Source organism: Acidovorax sp. GBBC 1281 (assembly GCF_028473645.1).
Lineage (GTDB): Bacteria > Pseudomonadota > Gammaproteobacteria > Burkholderiales > Burkholderiaceae_C > Paracidovorax.
The window spans coordinates 142,567-164,265 of record NZ_CP097269.1; the positions used below are offsets into that span (position 1 = coordinate 142,567).

13 protein-coding genes are annotated in these 21,699 nt (G+C 71.4%); 5 read left to right on the forward strand and 8 right to left on the reverse strand.

The window, feature by feature from the left end:
- Positions 1-132: 132 nt before the first annotated feature.
- The 5 genes from M5C96_RS00675 to M5C96_RS00695 all read right to left on the reverse strand — a co-directional run bounded on the left by M5C96_RS00675 (position 133) and on the right by M5C96_RS00695 (position 12,070).
- Entirely contained in the window at positions 133-5,247 is a 5,115-nt protein-coding gene (locus M5C96_RS00675; RefSeq protein WP_272566535.1) for a hypothetical protein, read from the reverse strand.
- 182 nt (positions 5,248-5,429) lie between these two features.
- Positions 5,430-8,534: an efflux RND transporter permease subunit gene (locus M5C96_RS00680; protein ID WP_272566536.1), complete on the reverse strand. Its 3,105-nt coding sequence runs from the start codon at positions 8,532-8,534 to the stop codon at positions 5,430-5,432.
- A 90-nt stretch (positions 8,535-8,624) separates the two neighbouring features.
- Entirely contained in the window at positions 8,625-9,824 is a 1,200-nt protein-coding gene (locus M5C96_RS00685; protein ID WP_272566538.1) for an efflux RND transporter periplasmic adaptor subunit, read from the reverse strand.
- Between the two features lie 83 nt (positions 9,825-9,907).
- Positions 9,908-11,362 carry an efflux transporter outer membrane subunit gene (locus M5C96_RS00690; RefSeq protein ID WP_272566539.1) on the reverse strand — a complete coding sequence of 485 codons (1,455 nt, stop codon included), beginning with the start codon at positions 11,360-11,362 and terminating at the stop codon, positions 9,908-9,910.
- Between the two features lie 24 nt (positions 11,363-11,386).
- Complete coding sequence (locus tag M5C96_RS00695) at positions 11,387-12,070, reverse strand: CerR family C-terminal domain-containing protein (RefSeq protein WP_272566540.1); 684 nt, start codon at positions 12,068-12,070, stop codon at positions 11,387-11,389.
- A gap of 201 nt (positions 12,071-12,271) precedes the next feature.
- On the opposite strand from M5C96_RS00695, the gene M5C96_RS00700 reads away from it, so the two are divergent.
- The 3 genes from M5C96_RS00700 to M5C96_RS00710 all read left to right on the forward strand — a co-directional run bounded on the left by M5C96_RS00700 (position 12,272) and on the right by M5C96_RS00710 (position 15,697).
- Positions 12,272-14,176 (forward strand): methyl-accepting chemotaxis protein, encoded by a 1,905-nt coding sequence (locus M5C96_RS00700; RefSeq protein ID WP_272566542.1) that lies wholly within the window; start codon positions 12,272-12,274, stop codon positions 14,174-14,176.
- 86 nt (positions 14,177-14,262) lie between these two features.
- Entirely contained in the window at positions 14,263-15,351 is a 1,089-nt protein-coding gene (locus tag M5C96_RS00705) for an IS630 family transposase (RefSeq protein ID WP_272564207.1), read from the forward strand.
- 79 nt (positions 15,352-15,430) lie between these two features.
- Entirely contained in the window at positions 15,431-15,697 is a 267-nt protein-coding gene (locus M5C96_RS00710; RefSeq protein WP_272566543.1) for a hypothetical protein, read from the forward strand.
- Between the two features lie 116 nt (positions 15,698-15,813).
- On the opposite strand, the gene ssuD is transcribed toward M5C96_RS00710, so the two are convergent.
- The 3 genes from ssuD to M5C96_RS00725 are packed head-to-tail and all read right to left on the reverse strand — an operon-like array spanning position 15,814 to position 19,426.
- A complete protein-coding gene (ssuD, locus tag M5C96_RS00715; RefSeq protein ID WP_272566544.1) occupies positions 15,814-17,004 on the reverse strand; it encodes an FMNH2-dependent alkanesulfonate monooxygenase in 1,191 nt (396 codons plus the stop codon).
- Positions 17,001-18,173 (reverse strand): sigma-54 interaction domain-containing protein, encoded by a 1,173-nt coding sequence (locus tag M5C96_RS00720; protein WP_272566545.1) that lies wholly within the window; start codon positions 18,171-18,173, stop codon positions 17,001-17,003. Before M5C96_RS00720 ends, ssuD begins: the two co-directional genes overlap by 4 nt.
- A 41-nt stretch (positions 18,174-18,214) precedes the next feature.
- Entirely contained in the window at positions 18,215-19,426 is a 1,212-nt protein-coding gene (locus M5C96_RS00725) for an acyl-CoA dehydrogenase family protein (RefSeq protein ID WP_272566547.1), read from the reverse strand.
- Positions 19,427-19,844: 418 nt separating this feature from the next.
- Here M5C96_RS00725 and M5C96_RS00730 point away from each other — a divergent pair, with 418 nt between their 5' ends.
- Positions 19,845-20,843 (forward strand): aliphatic sulfonate ABC transporter substrate-binding protein, encoded by a 999-nt coding sequence (locus tag M5C96_RS00730; protein ID WP_272566549.1) that lies wholly within the window; start codon positions 19,845-19,847, stop codon positions 20,841-20,843.
- Between the two features lie 7 nt (positions 20,844-20,850).
- A complete protein-coding gene (locus M5C96_RS00735) occupies positions 20,851-21,693 on the forward strand; it encodes an ABC transporter permease (protein WP_272566550.1) in 843 nt (280 codons plus the stop codon).
- Positions 21,694-21,699 lie beyond the last annotated feature (6 nt).

Genomic DNA, 21,699 nt, shown 5'->3' on the forward strand with positions numbered 1-21,699 from the left:
AAGCCGGCGCAATGGCGGGAACCCACCGTTGTTCGCCGGTTCCTGGTGGTGTCACGGGGCGGTGGCGTGTGGCCGCCCCGTTCATTCAGCCAGCGCCCGCGCGGGTCCGCCGGCGCCGCGCACGGCCCGCCGTCAGGGCGTGGGCTGGGACGCGTCCGCGCCGGATCCGGCGCTGCGGCCGGTCGGTGGCGTGGGCAGCGGAAGGGGCTGCGGGGTGACGGGGGGCCGCCGCGGGTCGAAGTTGGGGGGCACGGGCCGCGGTACCGAGCGGCCCGCAGCCCCGACGGACTCCGGCGTGGGCAGGGGCATGGGCTGCGGGGTCGTGGGGGCCCAACGTGCGCCTGCGGGCGTGGCCCGGCGTCCCGCTGCGCTAGTGGGCGGGGTGGTCCCCTCGGGTGGCAGCGGAAGGGGATGGCTCTCGGACGGCTCGCCGTCCACGCCATCGTCTTCGGGCACCCAGTCCTGCAAGGAGGGGCTGGCGATGACCGGCGGCCTGGGGAGCGGGTGAAGGGGGTGCTGGTCGTTGAACGGCTCCTTGAACAACTGGCCCAGCGTCGGGCGTCGTTGCCGCGTTGGTGGGGGTTCCACGTCCGGGGCCTGGGGCGTCTGCAGGTCCGGCTCCTCGGGCTCCTGCGCCTTGTTCACGCCGTCGTTGGCCCGGGTGAAGAGACCCTGCGCTTGCTGTTGTGCCTGGGCCGCGAGCTTGGTGGCCTGGGCTTCGGCGCGTGCGCGCCAGACCGCCTGGGGATCGGCGGCGGCCGCCGGCTCCCGTTCGATTTCGACTTCTGTTTCAGGATCGGGCCTGGGCTCGGGGTTCTGTGCCACCGGGGAGAATTTCGGCGCCCATCGGGCCGAGTGGTCATCTGGGGCCGCGGCGTGCTGCTGCGGGGTGCGGCCCACCTGCTGGGAGCCTGCCGGCAGGAATTCGTGCAGCCGGGTGGACTCCGACGCCGCCTTGCCCTGCAGCATGCCGAGTGCGGCGCTCTGCGATGCCTCGTCCTTGGCCTTCGTCTTGAATTGCAGGTTGTTGGCGGTCCAGGCGTCGTGGCTGTCCAGCAGGGTGCGCACCTTGGCCCGATAGCCGTCGGCCTTGGCCTGCTGTGCCTGTGCGATGGCCTGCTGACGCGCTGCCTCGGCCTGCTGGGTGGCCGCCAAGTCCCGCAATCGTGCCGCGGCCTCTTGCTGGGCCAGTGCCACGGCGGGCTGGCCTGCGGCGGCGGCCCGCCGGATGGCGGCCTGGGCCTGTTGGCTTTCCATGGTGGCTCGCCGGGCGGCCTGGGTCGCCTGCTGCGCTGCGGCGGCGGCTTTCTGGCCCGTTCCGGTGGCCTGCTGTGCCAGGCCCTGCAGCTTGTCGTAGGCCTCGGCCGCCTGGGGGCGCAGCTTGGTCACCACGGAAAACGTCATGCCGGGCGCGCTGGCCTGCGCGGCCTGGACCAGGGTGTCCTGCAGGCGCAGCCAGGCGCGGCCGGTCTTTTCTTCCGCCGAGGCATGCGGCACGCCGTCGCGGGCGGCCATGACCGAAACGAACTCGTGCATCCGGGGTTCGAGTTCGGCCAGAAAATCATCCAGGTCTTCGAACTCGCGGATCATCTGGGTCTGGTCGGCCCAGGTTTCGCCATGGCGGGTCGTCATGCGCAGCGTGGTATCGACCCCGCTGTTGGCCAGTTGCTTGCGAAAGTCCAGCCCGGCCCCGCGCGCCTGGGCGGCCTTTTCCGGATCGTGTTTGGACGCCGGCACCAGCCCCAGGCTGGCGTTGGCGCTCGCGTGGACATCGGCCCGGTGCTGTGCCGACAGCTTGTATTCCTCCACGTTCAGCCCCGAACGGCTTTCCGTCTGCACCGAGCGCGACCGCTGGTTGCTGCTGGCGACCCCCGCCTGCACGCCCACGCCGATGGCGCGCCGCGTGGCCTTGCGGTCGTGCTCGTCGCGGTCCCGGGGCCCGCGGGCACGCACCATGGCGTTGGCGCCGATGGCCATCTCGGACGTGCGGCTGCGCTTGGTGTTGGACAGTTCGGCCACGGCCAGGGCGGGAAAATGCTCCAGCAGGTGGGCCAACGGGTCCATCTCCAGAGCCCCTTCCGTCGATGCGCCGCCGCCGTGGGCCATGGCAATGAGCGCATCGGCGAAGTGCCGCCGCAAGGTGTCTTCATGGGAGGCGGTGCGCTGCATGCGCAGGCTCACGCCTTCGGTGCGCGAGGTCTCGCCGCCGGCCTCCAGGCGCATGTCGAAGCGCAGCGCGATGCCCGCTTCGTCATCGCCCAGGTTGAACTCGTGGTCCTGGTTCCCCAGCTCGCGCCGCAGGCCCACGCTGAGCCCCACGTTGGCGTTCTTGGAGTCCGCCGTGGCGATCTGCATCTGCATGGCCGCGCCGACCATGTTGAGGTCCATCGAGCGCTCGTGCCCCAGGCCGATGCCCGCGATCGGCGTGACGAGTTCCGGCGTGGCGGTGGTCACCGACACGGCCTTGCCCAGCTCCAGCCGGGCCAGCCGTGCATCGCTGCTCTTGATCTTCTCGCCCAGGCTGATGCGCTGCGACAGCGACTTCATCACTTCGGCCGCATCGGCCGGGCCGCGCAGGTCGTTGAACAGCGTGATGGTGTCGGACACGCACAGCTCGAAGCGGTTCACGTGCACGTCCCGCTGCAGGGCCTGCAGCGCGGGCGCCGCCGTTTTCACGGTATCGGCCACCGTGCGGGGCGGGGTGCTGCCGGACGCCGCGCCGGTGCTGGCCGTGGGCGGGCTCCAGGGCACGGACAGGGCCGCATCGACCAGGGTGCGCATCAGCCGGCCCGCATCGTCGCCCGATTCCTTCATCTGGGACCAGGCGCGGCGCACCGAGTCGGGCCAGGCGTTCTGCACCTGGTCGAGGGCCTCTTCCCGGGACGGGCGCTCGCCCTCGGGCAGGGTCTTGAGCCAGTCCTGGGTGAGCTTGCTCTCGATGGCCTCGAAGGTGTCGATGCGCAGGGACCGCAAGGCGGCCGCGGGCTTCACCTTGGCCAGCAGGTCGGCCGATACCACCATCAGGTCGGCCAGTGCCCGGGTCTGCGGCGCCTCCGCGCCGGCCGCGGCCCTGGCCGCTTCGGCAATCTCATGAAAGCCGCCGATGGCTTCGTGGGCGATGGCATCGGTACGCAGGCCCCGGGCGACCTGGCTGGGGCCCACCGTGGGGGACAGCGTGCCATCGGCCAGGGCCCGCAGATCGGTGTGCTCGCTCAGCACCCGCAGGATGTGCCCGACATTGGGGCGGCTGCCGCGCAGCGCTTGCCAGTCCGCGGCCAGGCCGGGGGGCAGCCCGGCCATGCCCTCGGCCCCCAGGTGGGCCTCCACTTTCTGGAACAGGTCCTTGCCCAGGTGCTTGAGCGTGCTCTGCGAGGGGGCCGGCGTGTCTCCGCCCAGCCCCAGCTCCGTCAGCACCCCGAGCATCAGGGTTTCGGCCGGCGACGCGCCGGCCCCTGCGCGCGACTGCAGATCGATGCGCAGGTCGGTGGCCGTGCGGTGCAGCGATGCCACCGCCTCGTCGCGGCGCGGCAGCATGCCGTTCTCGCCGGCGGCGGCGGTCATCTTGCGCATGACCGACTTGCGCCACATCGTCGGCTGCGCGCCGGGCAGCCAGGACGCGATGGCGGGCAGCGCAGGCGCCAGCAGCCCTTCCATGCCCGCCGAGTTCTTGACGATGGCCTTGGGCAGCCCGCCTGTCAGCCAGTTACGCAAGCGCCCCAGCCGCCCCGACGCCGCCCGCGCGTTGCGCTGGCTGGTCTGGTCGAGCGCCCCGTCGCTGAACTGCAGCAGCCGCTGGCGCACGCGGTCGTAGCTGGATCCCGGCGCCTTGGTCGTGAACCCGTTCTGCAGGCAATGGAACGCGGTGCGCTGCGCCACCGTCCGCTCGGATTCGGGCACCGGGTGGTGCCGTGGCTGGGCCAGCTCGACCGCATGCGCCACTGCGTCGCGCAGCAACGCCATGTCCGCCGGGGCCTCGGCCGACCCGGGGCCCTCCTGCTGCCGGGACGACTGCAGATGCAGCATCGCCGACATGGCCACCTGCAAGGCATCCTGCCGGGTCCCGGCGGCGGGAGGGTCTGTCATCCTGGCCAGCAGGCGCATGCCGCCTGCCGGCCTGGCGATGGCGCACGCCAGGCGCGACAGCGGCTGCAGGTCGGCGCGGGTTTCGCGGTCCGGTGGGGAAGGCTGCAGGGCGTCGTGCACCAGGCCGACCAGCCGGGCCGGCGAGCTGTGCGACAGGTTTTCCATGGCCGTCGCCAGTCCCTCGGGATCACCGGCAAAGGTGTCGCGGGCGGTGTTGATCAGCAGCTCGACGGCCAGCACGTCGGGCACCTTGGTACCGTGGTTCAGTGCCGCGACCAGCGTGTCGGTGGCCGCCTGCAGCCGGGGCTGCAGGGGCTCGGGCACGCCCGAGAGCAGTTCGGCGACCATCCTGGCGTTGGCGGCGGTCGCCGCATCCTTGGAGCGCTGCTCGGCGGCCTTGGCGGCGTCGGTCAGCTGTTGCAGTGCGCCTTCCGTGTTCACGCGCGCGCCATCGGGCAATGCGGCCTGGGTGGCCAGGTGGATGGTCGCCTTGGCCTTCTCGGCATGGACCAGGCCTTCCAGATGGCCCAGCACGATGGACTTCGTTTCCGCCGTGGCGCTGCCCTGGCTGCTCTGGCCTCCGGCCTTGAGGCCACCGGCTTCATAGAACATCTCCAGTGCATCGCTGGGCACGCTGGCAGGGCCCTTGCCCAGCGACAGCACGGACAGCGCCTGCTGGGCCCAGTACGCCGCCGTGCCCGCGATGCCGCCTTCCCGGCCCGATCCTTCGGTACCGGGCGACTGGCCGGTCTCCACCTGGTGCAGTGCCTCCTGCACGGCCTGCGCCAGCCCGGTCTTGGTGGCGTTGGGCAGTGGCACCCGTCCGTCCGCCTCGAACCGCGGCGCCTGCACCTGGTTGTGCCGCACCACCGGGTGCTGGGTCTGCGTGCCCACCGCCAGCGGGCCCAGGCTGGCGTTGGCCGTGGTCTTGCCGCCCTTCCAGAGGCTTTTGAGCTTGGACAGGACGGTCCGGTCCGAGCGCTGCGCCATGTTGGCGGTGGTGTAGACCGCCGCCGATCCGCTCTTGCCGCGCGCAGCGAGCCCCTCCGGCCCCTTCAGGCTGGCGCTGCGCTCCGGGGCGTCCGGGACCGGGGACGCAGGCCGTGCAGGCGTGGACGGAGGCCGTCCGGCCGGCTGGATTTCCCCTGAACTGGTGGCACGCATGGTCTTGTCTCCCTGGAATTCTTCTGGAATCCCATGGTTGTATACAAGTCCTGGCAGCCTTCCCGGTGATGCGAAGCCGTGCATCTGCACGCGAAAAGGCCGCCGCGCCTTGGGCGCAGCAGCGCAAACCCTGTGCTAGAGGGGCGGGCGGCACCGATGGCAGGGCGCCGCCGCGCCGCCACTCACAGCGGGTGCGGCGCTTCGGGCGCGCGGGGTGCCTGGGGGGCTGGTGGGGGCCGCCGCATCACCCGGCGCTGGAACCACTGCGCGAAGTCGTCCACGTACGTGAACACCGCCGGCACCACCAGCAGGCTGAGCACGGTCGAGGTGATGAGCCCGCCGATCACCGCCACCGCCATGGGCGAGCGAAAGCTCATGTCGGCGCTGCCCAGCGCCAGGGCGATGGGCATCATGCCGGCGCCCATGGCGAGCGTGGTCATGATGATGGGCCGCGCGCGCTTGTGGCAGGCGTCCAGCAGCGCGTCCCAGCGGCTCATGCCCTGGTCGCGGCGCGCCACGATGGCGTACTCCACCAGCAGGATGGAGTTCTTGGTGGCGATGCCCATCAGCATGATGAGCCCGATGAGCGAGGGCATCGAAAAGCTCTTGCCCGCCACCAGCAGCGCCACGAACGCCCCGCCCAGCGACAGCGGCAGCGCCGCCAGGATGGTCACCGGCTGCAGGAAGTCCTTGAACAGCAGCACCAGCACGAGGTAGATGCAGATCACGCCCGTGAGCATCGCCAGGCCGAAGCTGGCGAACAGCTCGCCCATCATCTCGGCATCGCCCACGTCGATCAGGCGCACGCTTGCGGGCAACTGGGCGACGGCGGGCAGTTGCTTGACGGCCTCGGTCACCTCGCCCAGGCCGCGCGCGCCCAGCTCGATCTCGAAGTTGACGTTGCGCGAGCGGTCGTAGCGGCTGATGACGGCCGGCCCGCCCGCCACCTCCAGCGTGGCGACCTCGCCCAGCCGCACCGGCCCGCGGGCGCCGGGCACCGTGAGGCGCTCCAGCACCGACAGGTCCTCGCGCGCCGCGTTGTCCAGGCGCACGACGATGGGTACCTGCCGCTGCGCCAGGTTCAGCTTCGGCAAATACTGGTCGTAGTCGCCCACCGTGGCCACGCGCAGGGTCTCGGCGATGGCGCTGCTGGTCACGCCCAGGTCGGCGGCGCGCGCGAAGTCCGGGCGCACGGCGATCTCGGGGCGCACCAGGCTGGCGGTGGAACTCACGCCGCCGATGCCCGGGATGGTGCGGATGCCGCGCTCGACCGCCTGCGCGGCCGTGGCCAGGGCCTGCGGGTCTTCGCTGGCCAGGGCCAGCACGTACTTGTCGTTGGAGCCGCCCAGGCCGATCTTCACGCGCACGCCGGGCAGGTCCTCCAGCGCGGCGCGCAGCTGCTGCTCGATGACCTGCTTGCGCGGGCGCTCGCCGCGCGGGTCCATGCGCAGGGTGAGCGTGGCCTTGCGCGGGTCGCCCACGCCCGCCCCGGCGAACGGGTCGGAGCCGGCCGAGCCGCCGCCGATGGTGGTGTAGATGCTCGCCACGTGGCCCACGCGCTGCACGCGTTCGGTGGCCTGCGCCACCGCCACGCGGGCATCGGCCAGCAGGCTGCCGGGCGGCAGCTCCAGGTTGACCTGGGTCTGCGCGTTGTCGTCGGCCGGGATGAAACCCGAGGGCAGCAGCGGGATCAGCGCGATCGAGCCGGCGAAGAACAGCAGCGCGCCCAGCAGCGTGATCACGCGGTGGCGCAGGCACCAGGCCGAGGCGCGCATGTAGGTGCCCAGCCAGCGCGGCTCCTTTTCCTGCGCCACCATGGGTTTCATGATGTAGGCGGCCATCATGGGCGTGAGCAGCCGTGCCACCACCAGCGAGGCGAACACCGCCAGCGCCGCCGTCCAGCCGAACTGCTTGAAAAAGCGCCCGGCGATGCCGCTCATGAACGCGGTGGGCAGGAACACCGCGATCAGCGTGAAGGTGGTGGCGATCACCGCCAGGCCGATCTCGTCTGCCGCCTCCATCGCCGCCTGGTAGGGCGACTTGCCCATGCGCAGGTGGCGCACGATGTTCTCCACCTCCACGATGGCGTCGTCCACCAGGATGCCCACCACCAGCGACAGTGCCAGCAGCGTGATGATGTTGATGGAAAAGCCCAGCAGGTGCATGCCGATGAAGGCCGGGATGACCGACAGTGGCAGCGCCACGGCCGAGACGATGGTCGCGCGCCAGTCGCGCAGGAAGAGCCACACCACGACCACGGCCAGGATGGCGCCCTCGTACAGCAGGCGCATGGAGCTGTCGTACTCGTCGCTGGCGATGTCCACGAAATCGACCGTGCGCGTGAGGTGCAGGTCGGGCCGCTCGGCCTGGAGCTTGTCCAGCGCCCGCTGCACGCCCGCGCCCACCTCGACCTCGCTGGCGCCGCGGCTGCGCGAAACCTCGAAGCCGATCACCGGCTTGCCGTCCAGCAGCGCGGCGGTGCGCTGCTCGGCCACCGTGTCGCTGATGGTGGCCACCTGGTCGAGCCGGATGTGGCGGCCGTCGGTGAGCGGGATGTCCATGGCGCCGATCTCCTGCGCCGTCTGCACGGTGGCGATGGTGCGCACGGGCTGCTCCGCGCCGCCGAGGTCGGCGCGGCCACCCGCGCTCTCGATCTGCACCTGGCGCAGCTGGCGCGACACGTCCGCGGCCGTGGCCCGCAGGGCCTGCAGGCGCAGCGGGTCGAGCGACACGCGCACCTCGCGCGATACGCCGCCCACGCGGTTCACCGCGCCCACGCCCGGCACGGCCAGCAGGCGGCGGGTGAGGGTGTCGTCCACGAACCACGACAGCGCCTCGTCGTCCAGGCGGTCGGACGCGATGGCGAACGCCAGGATGGGCTGGGACGACAGTTCGAGCTTGGCGACGATGGGGTCGCGCAGGTCGGCCGGCAGGTCGGCGCGCACGCGGCTCACGGCCGAGCGCACGTCGTCCACCGCTTCCTGCACCGGCTTTTCGAGCTGGAACTCGGCTGCGATGGTGGCCGTGCCGTCCACCAGGGTCGAGGTGATGTGCTTGAGGCCCTGCGTGGTGGCGATGGCGTTCTCGATCTTGCGCGCCACGTCGGTTTCCAGCTGCCCCGGCGCCGCGCCCGGCAGCGACGCGGTGACCATGACCACGGGCAGGTCCATGTCGGGAAAGTTCTGCACCTTCATCGCGTGGAACGACAGCATCCCCGCGAAGGAGAGCAGCACGAACAGCATCGCGGCCGGAATCGGGTTTCGGATGGACCAGGCGGAGAGGTTCATGGCAGGTCCTTGCGGGCGGCAGCAGGGCCGCGGTGGCAACTGGGCAAAAGCATGTTTTGCTCCTTATTTAATAGCATGATGCCCTAGTATTCATTGTGCTGCAGGTACTTTTGGTGCAGATGCCGCGGGCCGGGGCGCCGGCGCGGACGCCGCTGCTGCGGGCGCTGCGGCCTGCACGCGCACCAGGTCGCCGTCGTTCAGGAACGCGCCGCCGCGCTCGACCACCGTCACGCCCGGCTGCAGGCCCGAGACGATCTCCACCCGGTCGCCCGTGCGCTGGCCGGTCTGCACGCGGCGCATCACCACGCGGCTGCCCTCGCCGATCTCGAACACGCTGCTGAAGCCGTCGCGTACCACCACGGACGACTGCGGCACGCTGAGCGCATCGCGCTGGCCCAGCAGAAAATCGCCGCGCGCAAACATCCCCGCACGCACGTCGGGGTGCAGTGGCAGGTCCACATAGACCAGGCCGTTGCGCGTCTGCGGATCGACGGTGGGGGCGATCATGCGCACGGTGCCCGGCACCTGCGCGCCGCTGGCGGCCGTGACGATCACCTGGCTGCCGGGGCGGATGCGCGGCAGGTCGTTGGAGGTGACCTCGGCACGCCATTCCAGGCGGCCCTTGCGCACCATGCGAAAGAGTTCGGTGCCCGCGCCCAGCACCGCGCCAACGGTGGCCGTGCGCGAGGAGATGACGCCGCTGTCCGGCGCCAGCACCTGGGCATGCTTGAGCCGCAGCTGCTGCGCGTTGAGGGCCGCCTGCGCCGCCTCCACGCGGGCCTGGGCGGTCTCGCCGGCGGTCGCGTACTGCTGGATCTGCTGCTGGCTCAGGGCGCCGCTGGCCTGCAGCGTGCGGGCGCGCTCGGCGTTGGCGGCGGCCTCGGCGGCGCTCGCGCGGGCCTCCAGCAGGCTCGCGCGGGCCTGGGCCACGTCGGCCTGCAGCGTCTCGGGCGCGAAGGTGGCCAGCACCTGGCCGGCGCGCACCGTGTCGCCCACGTTCACGCGCACGTCGGTCAGGCGCAGGCCGCTGCTTTCGGTGCCGATGCTGGCCTCCTGCCACGCGGCGACGTTGCCGTTGGCGGGCAGGCGCTGCGCCAGCGAGGTGCGCGTGGGCTGCGTGGTGGTGACGGTGAGCGCGGGCCTTGGCTCGCCGGCCTTGGCGCTCTTGGCGTCGTCCGCCGCGCGCGAGGGGCCGGCGGCCATCAGCGCGCCGGCGGCGGCGAGCACGCACACGGCCAGCACGGCCAGCGCCGCGGGAAGGGAGGAGGGGGTGAATTTCAAGCGCTGCATGGGGGTTCCATTCATGCGGTCAACGACGACGACTGAAGACAAAGCGGGAGACGATTGCGAGCGGTGCGGCGGTGCATGGCGGCTCACCGGGCGGGCATGGCGGAAGGCGCCAGGGTCGAGGCGGCCTGCGGCGTGGCCTCGGCCTCCCAGCCGCCGCCCGCCGCGCGGTACAGGCCGATCCAGGCCGCCATGCGCTCCTGCCGCAAGGTGATGAGCGCGGTCTCGGAGGCCAGCGCCGTGCGGCGCGAATCCTCCAGCTCGACCAGGCTCGCCAGCCCGCCGCGCCAGCGCGCCTCGGTGGCGGTGAACGAGGCGCGGTAGCCGTCCGCGGCGCGCTGCGCATCGGTGCTGCGCGCGGCGGTGCTGGCCAGGCGCACCAGCGCCTGCTCGACCTCGCTCACGGCTTGGCGCACCGTGCCGCGGTACTGCTGCACGGCCGCGTCGTACTGTGCCTCGGCGGAATCGACCTGCGCCGCGCGTCGGCCCGCATCGAAGATCGGCAGCGACAGCCCCACCGGCCCGATGGACCAGGTGTTGGAGGTGATGCTGGCCCCACCCGTGCGCACCCAGCCGCGGCCCACCGAGCCGCTGAGCGTGAGGCGCGGCAACTGCTGGGCGCGGGCGCTGCCCACGTCGGCGCTGGTGGCCGCCACCTCGCGCTCGGCCGCGTACACGTCGGGCCGTTGGGCCAGCACGCCCGCCGGCAGGGCCTCGATGGCGAAGAGCGCGTCGGGCGCCGGCGCCAGCGGCGCGGCGGCAGCACGGGCGCGCAGCGCGGATTCGTCCTGGCCGGTGAGGGCCACCAGGGTCTTGAGATCGATCTCGCAGGCCATGCGCTGCTGCTCGGCGCGCACGTGGCCTTCGGCCTCGCTGGCCTGCGCCAGGGCGAGCGTGGCGGGCGCGGTGAAGCCGGCCCGCTCGCTCAGGCGCGACAGCTGCGCGGTCTGCCCGCGCGAGGCGGCATCGGAGGCGGCCACGTCCGCCAGCGCCAGGCACTGGCGCCAGCTGCTGTACTGCGTGGCGACCTCGGCCGCGACGGAAACGCGGGCCTCGTGCCACTGCGCCTGGGCGCCGGCCAGCCGCTGCAGTGCGGCCTGGTTGGCGGCGGCGTTGCCGCCGAACAGGTCCACCTCCCAGCTGGCCTGCAGCGCGGCCTGGGCCGTGCTGGCCAGGCCGCCCACCTGCTCGTTCACGCCGCGGCTGGCGCTGGCCTGCCCGTCCAGCGAGGGCAGCAGCGCGGCGCGCGCGCTCACCCGGGCCGCGCGGGCCTGTGCCAGGCGCGCCCGGGCCTGCGCCACGCTCGGGCTGATGTCCTGCGCCGAGGCGATCAACTCGGCCAGCAGCGGGTCGCCGGCGCGCTCCCACCAGCGGGACAGGTCGGCCACGCTGCCCTGGTGGGGCAGCGGCGCCTGCCAGCCGGCGGGCGTGGGCGCCTCCACGCGAGGGGCGGGGCTGGGGACGGCGCAGGCGGCCAGCCACAGGGGCAGGGCGAGGGCCAGCAGGGCGCGGGGGGGGCGGTGCGTTGGGGGTGTTTTCATGGGCAACCAGAAAAAGGCATGGCGCTAGCGGGGGGCCGCGGCCGGCGCGCGCAGCGCCTGCTCGGCCGCCACCATGGCGAGCGCGTATTCGGTGAGCCGGCCGGTCCAGGCGTCCACGGCTTCGGGGGTGGCCAGCAGTTGCGGCTCCATCGCGGCCAGCACTTCCTGCTGGCACCAGATCTGGAAGGCCAGGCCGGTGATGGCCAGCACCAGCCGGTGCAGGTCGTCGTCGGGGCGGGCCACGCCCAGGTGCCGGCCCAGCAGCCGCACCATGGCGTCGTGGGGCTGGCGCACGTCCTGCTCCAGCTCCTTTTCCCACTGGCCGGTGGGCTCCAGCATCTCGCGGATGTGCAGCCGCATGAACTGGCGCGCCATCTCGCCGTGCTGCAGCGGGGCCAGCACGCCGCGGAAGTAGCGCTGCATCGCCTCGCGCAGGTCGAGCCCGTCGCGGGTGAAGTCCGCCACCAGCGAAGGCATGTCGCCGAACGGCTCGGAAAACAGCGCGCCATACAGCGCCGCCTTGTCGCCGAAGTAGTAGCTCACGGCCGCCACGTTGGCCTGGGCGGCCTGCGCGATGGCGCGGATCGACGTCTTGGCGTAGCCGTGCTCGGCGAACAGCCGCAGCGCCGCATGCAGCAGCCGCAGGCGGGCCGTGGGGGTGCCGGCGGCGGCGTCGGCCGGGGCGGCGGGAGGGCTGGTGGGAGACATCGCGGCGGATTAGACCACGATAAATCAAACGTTTGTTTTAAACCCCGGCGCCGCCGTGGGCGGCGGGCGTGGCTGAGCCGACACACTGGCCGAAATCAACCGGGTAGCCGACATGTTTTGTCGGATTTTTCTGGCAAACTTTTTGTTGCAAACGGTGTGGGGTTGTGGTCCGCCGTGGACCGGTTCGATCAAGGGGTTGGCATGTTCAGGAATCTTTCCATCCGGGTGGCGCTGCTGCTGGTGCTGCTGTTCTTCACCGGCGCGCTGCTGGTCTCGGTGGGGGTGGGCTGGGTGGGCACCCGCGCCGGCGTGATGGCCGGCGAAGTGCAGGACCGCACGACCCGCGACATGCTCGCGCTCAAGCAGGCCGAGATCCGCATGTGGGACAACCGCGTCGCCCTGGCCGTGGGCCACCGCAACGTGCTGCGCGGTGACCCGCCCGACAGTGTGCGGTCGCAGACCACGCGCGCCGAGAAATCCATGCAGGAGGCGCGACCCATCCTGCAGTCCGTCGCGCAGGGCCTGCCCGCCGACTGGGCGCAGGAGCGCCAGCTCGCCACGTCGATGATCACCGCCTTCGACGCCTACGCCGCCCTGGTGCAGCGCGGCGCCGTGGGCCTGGCCGGCGGCAACGAGGCCGAATACAGCGGCAAGGAGATCGTCGCCCAGCGCAACAAGCTGCTGGCGGACATGGAGGGGCTGATGAAGCAGCTCTTCGATGCCGAAGGCCAGCGCGGCAATGCCCTGCAGGCGCAGTCGGTGCGGCTGCTGTACATCGCCGAGATCGCGGCCGGCGTGCTGGTGGTGGTGGGCGTGGTGCTGGCGGTCCTGTGCTGGGTGTTCATCCGCCGCAACGTGCTGGCGCCGCTGGATGATGCCGGCGCACTGCTGGAAAAGGTCGCCCAGGGCGACCTCACCACGCGCATCGAGGTGCGCTCGTCCAACGAGATCGGCCGCCTGATGGGCGCCGCGCGCACCATGCAGGAGGGCCTGGCGCGCATGGTCACGCAGGTGCGCCAGGGCGTGGAAGAGATCCACACCGGCTCGCGCGAGATCGCACTGGGCAACGGCGACCTGAGCGGGCGCACCGAGCAACAGGCTGCGTCGCTGGAGGAAACTGCCGCCAGCATGGAGCAGCTGTCGTCCACCGTGAAGCAGAACGCCGACAGCGCGCGCCAGGCCAACCAGCTGGCCGCCAGCAGCATGGCGGTGGCCCAGCGCGGCGGCGCGGCGGTCGGCGAGGTGGTGGCCACGATGCAGGAGATCGCGGGCAGCTCGCGCCGCATCGCGGACATCGTCGCGGTGATCGACGGCATCGCCTTCCAGACCAACATCCTCGCGCTGAATGCGGCCGTGGAAGCGGCGCGTGCCGGCGAGCAGGGCCGGGGCTTCGCCGTGGTGGCCAGCGAGGTGCGGGCCCTGGCCCAGCGCAGCGCCACCGCCGCCAAGGAGATCAAGGGCCTGATCGACGAGTCGGTGGGCAAGGTGGGCGCGGGCTCGGCCCAGGTGGAGCGCGCGGGCGCGACCATGCAGGAGATCGTGGCCTCGGTGCAGCGCGTGACGGACATCATGGGCGAGATCTCGGCCGCCTCCACCGAGCAGTCCTCGGGCATCGACCAGGTGAACCAGGCCGTGGTGCAGATGGACCAGGCCACGCAGCAGAACGCGGCGCTGGTGGAAGAGTCTGCGGCGGCGGCCTCGTCGCTGGAAGAGCAGGCCAAGCGCCTGCGCGAGGCTGTCTCGCAGTTCCGCGTGGATGCGAGCGCGGTGCCGCTGGCGGCGCCAGCACCCGCTGCCGCGCCACGCAGTGCGGCCCCGGTCGCGGCACCCGCCCGCGTGGTGGCCCGCCCGGCGCCGGCGCGCCCGGCCGTCTCGGCCACGCCTTCGCCCGCTGCGGCAGCATCGCCGGCACCGAAGCCGGCTGCGAAATCCGCGGCTCCCTCCACTGCCAAACCTGCCGCAAGCGCGCCCGCGCTGTCCGCCCCGGACGCCAAGCCCAAGGCGCCTGCCACGCCGGCACCGGCACCTGCCGCCCCCCGGGCCGCTGCGCCGCGCCCGGCGCCCGCGCCGTCATCGCGGTCGGACGACGACTGGGAAACCTTCTAGGACGCTCTAGTGGTGTGCACCAGAGATTCGCATGAACTTCTATGATGTGTTTCTGGCGGCTGTTTTTTGCAGCCCGGGAGCACATCATGGCCCGACCGCATGCCGTTGCTATCGAGTTGAGCGAAGCCGACCGAGCTGTGTTGCTCGGTTGGTCACGCCGTCGCAAGACCGCCCAGGCCTTGGCGCTGCGAGCACGCATCGTGCTGGCCTGTGCCGATTCAGCAGCGACCAACACGGCGATTGCCGAAGCCATGGGTTTGAGCCTGATGACGGTGTCGAAGTGGCGTCGGCGCTTTGCCCAGCATGGCATTGCCGGCCTCGACGATGCACCCCGCTCAGGCGCTCCGCGCACGATCCTGGACGAGCAGGTCGAGGCCGTGATCACCACGACGCTGGAGACCGTGCCAGAGAATGCCACCCATTGGTCCACCCGTACGCTCGCCGCTCATCTGGGACTGAGCCAGACCACCATCTCGCGCATCTGGCGTGCCTTTGCATTGGCGCCGCATCGCACCGAAGGCTTCAAGCTCTCCACCGACCCGTACTTCGTCGACAAGGTGCGTGACATCGTGGGGTTGTACTTGCATCCACCCGAGCGCGCTCTGGTGCTGTGCGTGGACGAGAAGCCCTCCATCCAGGCCCACAGTGATACCGCTCCGGCCATACCCATGCAACCGGGCCAGCCGGAGCGCCACACGCATGACTACCTGAGACACGGCACGACAGACCTCTTTGCCGCCCTCGATGTCAAGGCCGGCACGGTCATCGCCGAGGTCCACCGACGTCATCGCAGCGTGGAGTTCCGTCACTTCCTGCAGACCGTCGAACGTGCCACGCCCGCGGAGTTCGAACTGCATCTCGTGCTCGACAATGCCAGCACCCACAAGAGCCCGATCATCCAGCGCTGGCTGCTCAGGCATACGCGTGTGCACCTGCACTTTACGCCCACCTCGGCCTCTTGGATCAACCTGGTGGAATGCTGGTTCTCGATCCTCACGGCGCGTCGGCTCAAGCGCGGGAGATTCCCCTCGACCCGCGCCCTGGAGAACGCCATCCGCGCCTACGTGGCTACCAACAACGTCAATCCCAAGCCCTTCGTCTGGACCAAGACGGCCGATCAAATCCTTCAGTCCGTTGCAGAGTTCTGCATACGAACTTCCGGTTCACACCACTAGCACCCTCCGTGCATGCTTTGGGTGCCGAAGCGGGGGGCTGTCAGCGCAAGCGGGCCGTGGGTGCAATGCCAGGAAACGGATGAAATCCTCCAAGTACGAACGACTGGGCTACTGGACATGCGTGCTGATCCTCGCGGGTTTTGCTTTGGCATGTTCGATGGGCATTGCCAACCGCTTGAGTTCGGGAAAAGTGCAGGCGCTTTCAAAAGCGGGTGCTGGGCGCACCATTTTTCAGTCTTCAGATCCCGTCGGTTTTTACGCCGCGCTGGTGCCGTACATGCTCATCTGCGCGGCTTTCGCATGGGGTGCGCATTGGATTTGGTCAACGTACCTTCGCCGACAGTAATGGTCGCCGACACGCGTTGGTCTCGCTTGCGAAAGAGGCGTGGCCGTTCCGTGAATCGTCATCGGATCTTGGTGTTTGCTATTAATTAAATAGCAGAAATGGCTTTTTCCAGCGGTTTATAGAGCGGTCTCCGGCACAGGCGCTGCCGCTGATTCCGCCTCTGGCCGGCTGGCCCGGATGTCGAACGCGCCGCCGGTCAGCGACTGGTCGCGCAGCGTCACCGCCTGCCGGCCGGGCAGCAGCGGAAACACCAGCTCCGCGAAGCGGATGGCTTCTTCCAGGTGCGGGTAGCCCGACAGCACGAAGCGGTCCACGCCCACGTCCACGTATTCCTGCAGCCGCTCGGCCACCTCCTGCGCATTGCCCACCAGCGAGGTGCCCGCGCCGCCGCGCACCAGGCCCACGCCGGCCCACAGGTTGGGGCCCACCACCAGCCGGTCGCGCCGGCCGCCGTGCAGCGCGGCCATGCGGCGCTGGCCCTCGGAATCCATGCGCGCGTAGTTCTGCTGCGCCCGGGCGATGTCGTCGTCGGTCAGCCGGCTGATGAGGCGGTCGGCATCGGCCCAGGCCTCTTCGCTGGTCTCGCGCACGATGACGTGCAGGCGCACGCCGAAGCGCAGCGGGTGCCGGTCGAGATCGCGGCCTGCGGCGCCGGCGTGCGCGCGCACATCGGCGATCTTTTCGGCCACCGCGGCGGGCGGCTCGCCCCAGGTCAGGTAGGCATCGACATGGCGCGCGGCCAGCGCGTGCGCGGCGGGCGACGAGCCGCCGAAGTACAGCGGCGGGTAGGGCTGCGTGGCGGGCGTGAAGAAGTTCTGCGCGCCCTGCACCTTCAGGTGCCGGCCTTCGAAATCGACCTTCTCGCCCAGCAGCAGGCGGCGCCAGAGGGTCAGGAACTCGTCGCTGGCGGCGTAGCGCTCGTCATGGCTGTAGAACACGCCGTCGGCCGCCAGCTCGGTGGCGTCGCCGCCGGGCACCACGTTCAGCAGCAGGCGGCCGGGGCCCAGGGCCTGATCGAGCGATGCCGCCTGCCGCGCCGACGCGGTGGGGTTGCCCAGCGAGGTGCGCAATGCCACCAGCAGCTTGATGCGCTGGGTGACGGGCACCAGGCTGGCGGCGGTCACCCACGGGTCCAGGCACGAGCTGCCGGTGGGAATCAGCAGGCCGTCGTAGCCCAGCTGCTCGGAAGTCACCGCGATCTGGCGCAGGTAGGCATTGGTGGGCGCGCGGCCGAAGTCGGAGGTGCCCAGGTAGCGCGTGTCGCCCGAGGTGGGCAGGAACCAGAAGATGTCGGGGGTCGGACTCATGGGGAAGGGCTTTCGGAATCGGTGTCGGTTGGGAATTCGGCGGGTGGCGCGCCCGCATCGGCGCCGGCCCGGCGCGGCGCGCCGACCTCGCCCAGGCGGATCAGCCGTGCGCGCACCACGTTGCGGCTCAGGCCCAGCACGCGCGCGGCCTCGCTCTGGCTGTAGTGGCACCAGCGGAAGACTTCCAGCAGCACAGCGTCTTCCACCGTCTGGTAGAGCGCGGGCACATGCGCTTCGCACAGCTGGCGCACGGCCTGGCGCAGCAGCGGCAGGCCGGGGGGCGAGGGGCTGGGGGCCTGCGGCGGCGCCGCTGCCGCCGGGGTTTCGGGCTCGGTGCCCGCGCGCGCAGCGCCGGACAGCCGCAGGTCGGGCGCGTCCAGCGTGCGGCCGTCGCCCAGCAGCAGCGTGCGGTGGATGGTGTTTTCCAGCTCGCGCACGTTGCCGGGCCAGGGCGCCTGCTGCAGCGCGCGTTCGGCGGCGGGCGTGAGCTGCGGGCGCGGGTAACCCAGGCGCCGGCTGTAGGCGTCGATGAAATGGCGCGCCAGCGGCACGATGTCGCCCGGGCGCTCGCGCAGCGTGTGCACCTCCAGGCTCACCACGTTCAGGCGGTAGTACAGGTCCTTGCGAAAGCGCTGCTGCAGCACCAGCGCCTGCAGGTCCACCGATGCGGCGGCCACGATGCGCACGTCGATGGGAATGGGCTGGCGCCCGCCCACGCGCACCACCTCGCGCTGCTGCAGCACGCGCAGCAGCTTGTTCTGCACGGCCAGCGGCAGGTCGTTCACCTCGTCCAGGAAGATGGTGCCGCCGTGGGCTTCCTCGAACCAGCCGGGCTGCGCCCCGAAGGCGCCGGGAAAGGCGCCGCTTTCATGGCCGAACAGCTCCGAATCGACCAGCGCTTCGGAGAACGCGCCGCAGCCCACGGCCACGAAGGGCGCTGCGCTGCGCGGGCTGCGGCTGTGCAGGTAGCGCGCGATCAGCTCCTTGCCGGTGCCGCTCTCGCCGGTGATGAGCACGCCGGCGTCGCTGGGCGCCACCTGCTCCACCTCGGCCAGCAGCGCCTTGGAGCGCGGGTCTTCGAAGATCCACGCCAGGCCGGCCTCAAGGGCGGCGGGCGTGGCGGTGGCGGTGCGGGCCGGTGCGGCGGGCCATGCGGGGAGGGTCGCCATGGGTCGTCAGCGTGGGGGGTGCGCGCGGTCGTGCCTGGCGATCACGAATAGAACGACGGTGCCGGTACCCTGGCGTGCAGCGCCCAGTCGCCCAGTTCCTGCAGCTTGTAGTCCACCGGGTCGTGCAGCGTCTGCGTGCGCAGGTTGCGCCAGAAGCGGTCCAGCCGCAGCGCGCCGTGGGTGGCGCGCGCGCCGGTGGTCTCGAAAAGCCGGCTGGTCACGTCCAGCCCCACGCGGGTGGAGGCCACCTTGGCCGTCGCCACGGCCACGGCCACGCGGCCCCGGCCTTCGGCGTCCAGCGCGTCGCCTTGCGCCCAGGCCGCATCGAACGTGGCGGCGGCCTGCGCGGCCAGCAGGCGCACGCTCTCCAGCCCGACGAAGAATTCGCCGTAGTGCGACTGGATGTACGGGTCTTCGCTGGCGCGCTCGGCGGGCGAGCGGAACCAGGGGCGCGATTCGTTCAGCGTGTAGTGCCGCGCCTGCGCGAACGCGCCCTCGGCCAGGCCCAGGAACACATGCACGAACACCAGCTGCGCCAGCAGCGGCCGCAGCGACGAGCGCGGCGTGGTCAGCGGGCCGGGGTCGCGCAGCAGCTCGCTGCCCTCCACGCGCACGTTCTCGAACAGGGCGCTGCCGCTGTCGGTCTGGCGCTGGCCGAAGCTGTTCCAGTCGCCGTTCAGGGTGATGCCCGCGCGGGCCGTGGGAATGGCGGCGATCAGCAGCTGGCCGGTGTGTTCGTCGATGCCCGAGGCGACAAGCATCTCGGAATCCAGCGCGCCGGAACAAAAGCTCTTCTTGCCCGAGAAGTCGTACCAGTCGCCGATGCGGCGCACGGCGGTGCGCGTGTCCAGCGGGTTGAGCGCGTTGCCCCAGAACCATTGCTTGCGCGCCGTCTGCTCCAGCCACGGCACCCACTGCTCGGGCCGGGCGAACAGGCGCACGGTGGCCAGCAGCAGGTGGTGAAAGCCGTAGACGTGGGCCAGCGAACTGTCGGCCTGCGCGAGGGTGCGCACGGTCTGCAGCGTGGTCGCCCAGTCGGCGCCCTGGCCGCCCTGCGCGGTGGGGATGGAAAGCGACAGCAGGCCGCTGGCGCGCAGCGCATCGCGCTCGGCCTTCGGCGTGCCGCCGCGGGCATCGCGCTCGGCAGCGGTAGCGGCGAACCGGTCGGCCAGCGCCTGGGCGGTGGGCAGGGGCGAGGCGGGCGCGGTGGACGGGGCTTCGGGCGGGTGCAATTGGGGGTCGCGTGAGGACATGGGTGGGGCGCCGGCAAAGGGGTGGGGGCGGTCGGGCCGGGGGCGCCCGCCGCCGCGAGTGGGTCCAGTGTGCGCAGGCAAGCGGGCTCGCCACATGCGGAATTCGCGCGTGCTTATGCGGTTTTTGGCCGATGCGCGCGCCGCGGCCTGCCGGGCGGGCATGGGGCGCGGTGCGCCCTGCGTCGCCGTGGGCTGCACCGGCCCACCGCGCCATGCGCGCAGCGGCCTGCTGCGTGATTCGTGCGCAATTTGCTGCTTCTCTGCGGCGGCTGGTGCAGGCCAGCCGGCCGGCTTTTCAGGGGCGCGTCAGGGGCGGCAGGTTTCTCATAAAAATAGACGAATAACGTTCTTGGCCGTGCGGCAAACCGCGCCCGATACTGCGCCGCACCCTCACCGCATTCACCGGGAACCCACCACCATGCAACGACGCACCCTGCTGTCGGCCGGCGCCGCAGCGCTGGCTTGGCCCCTGGCCTCGCACACCGCGCACGCCGCGCAGCCGCTGAAGGAACTGCGCCTGGACTACGCCACCTATTCCCCGTCCAGCCTGGTGCTGCGCCGCTTCGGCTGGCTGGAGGAGTCGTTCAAGCAGGAGGGCACGGCGGTGAAGTGGGTGTTCAGCGCGGGCAGCAACCGGGCGCTGGAATACCTGAACGCGGGCAGCATCGACATCGGCTCGTCGGCCGGGCTGGCGGCACTGCTGTCCAAGGCCAACGGCAACCCGATCCGGGCACCGTACATCTTCTCGCGCCCCGAATGGACGGCGCTGGTGGTGCGCAAGGATTCGCCCATCCAGTCGGTGAAGGAACTCAAGGGCAAGAAGGTCGCCGCCACCAAGGGCACCGACCCGTACCTCTTCTTGCTGCGTGCGCTGCAGGTGGCCGGTTTGAAGCGCAACGACGTGGAGATCGTCGCGCTGCAGCACGCCGACGGCCGCACTGCGCTGGAACAGGGCCGCGTGGACGCCTGGGCGGGCCTGGACCCGCTGATGGCCGCCAGCGAGCTGGATGCGGGCTCGCGCCTCATCTACCGCAATGTGGCGTTCAACACCTACGGCTTTTTGAATGTGCGCGAAGAGTTCCTGGCCCAGCGCGCCGCCGAGACGCGCCGTGTGCTGGCCGGCTATGAGCGGGCCCGCCAATGGATCCTGGCCCACACCACCGAGGCGGCCAAAATCCTGTCGGAGGAGGCCAAGGTCAGCCTGGAGGTGGCGCTGCTGCAGCTCAAACTGCGCACCGACCTGTCCAACCCGCAGCCATCGCAGGAACACATCGCCGCGCTGCAGGGCGCCGCCCCGCTGCTCCTGTCCGAAGCCCTGGTGCGGCCCGGCACGGCGTTGAACAAGGTGGTCACCGACCTGGTGGACACGCAGTTCGCGCGCAGCGTGACGAGCGCGTCGGCGGCCTCGCCGGCCTGACCGCGCCATGTCCGCCCACCCGCAGGAATGGTCCGGCATCGGCCCGGCTGTGGAGCCCGCCCGCACCGCACCGCGCCGCCGGGGCTGGAGCGCGCTGGGCACGGGCTGGATCCTGCCGGCCGCAGTGTTGGCCGTGTGGGAAGGCGCCGTGCGCGCCGGCTGGGTCAGCCCGCACATGCTGCCCGCGCCCACCGAGATCGTCCAGACCCTCATCAGTTTCGGCGGGCAGGGCCTGGCCGGCCATGTGCTGGCCAGCAGCGCGCGCGTGGCGGCGGGCTTTGCCATCGGCACCGTGCTGGCGATCGCCATCGGCGCGCTGGTCGGGCTGTCGCGCCGCGCCGAAGGGCTGCTGGACCCGACCTTCCAGGCGCTGCGCGCCATCCCGTCGCTGGCCTGGGTGCCGCTGCTGCTGCTGTGGCTGGGCATCGACGAGGCGTCCAAGATCGCCTTGATTGCCATCGGCGCGTTCTTCCCGGTCTACATGGGCGTGGCCTCGGGCTTTCGCGACGTGGACCGCAAGCTGGTGGAGGCCGCCCGCATGCACCGGCTGGGTTCTGTGGCCATGGTGCGCCGCGTGCTGCTGCCGGCCGCCCTGCCGGCCGTGCTGACCGGGCTGCGCAACGGCCTGAGCCTGGCGTGGATGTTCATGGTGGCGGCCGAACTCATCGCCGCCACGCGCGGCCTGGGCTACCTGCTGACCGACGGCCGCGAGATGGGCCGCGCCGACATCGTGCTGGCGGCCATCGTGCTGCTGGCGCTGCTGGGCAAGGTCACCGACACGGGCATGGCCTGGCTCGAACGCCGGTGGCTGTCCTGGCGCGACACCTACGACACCACAGCGCGTGATTGAGACGAC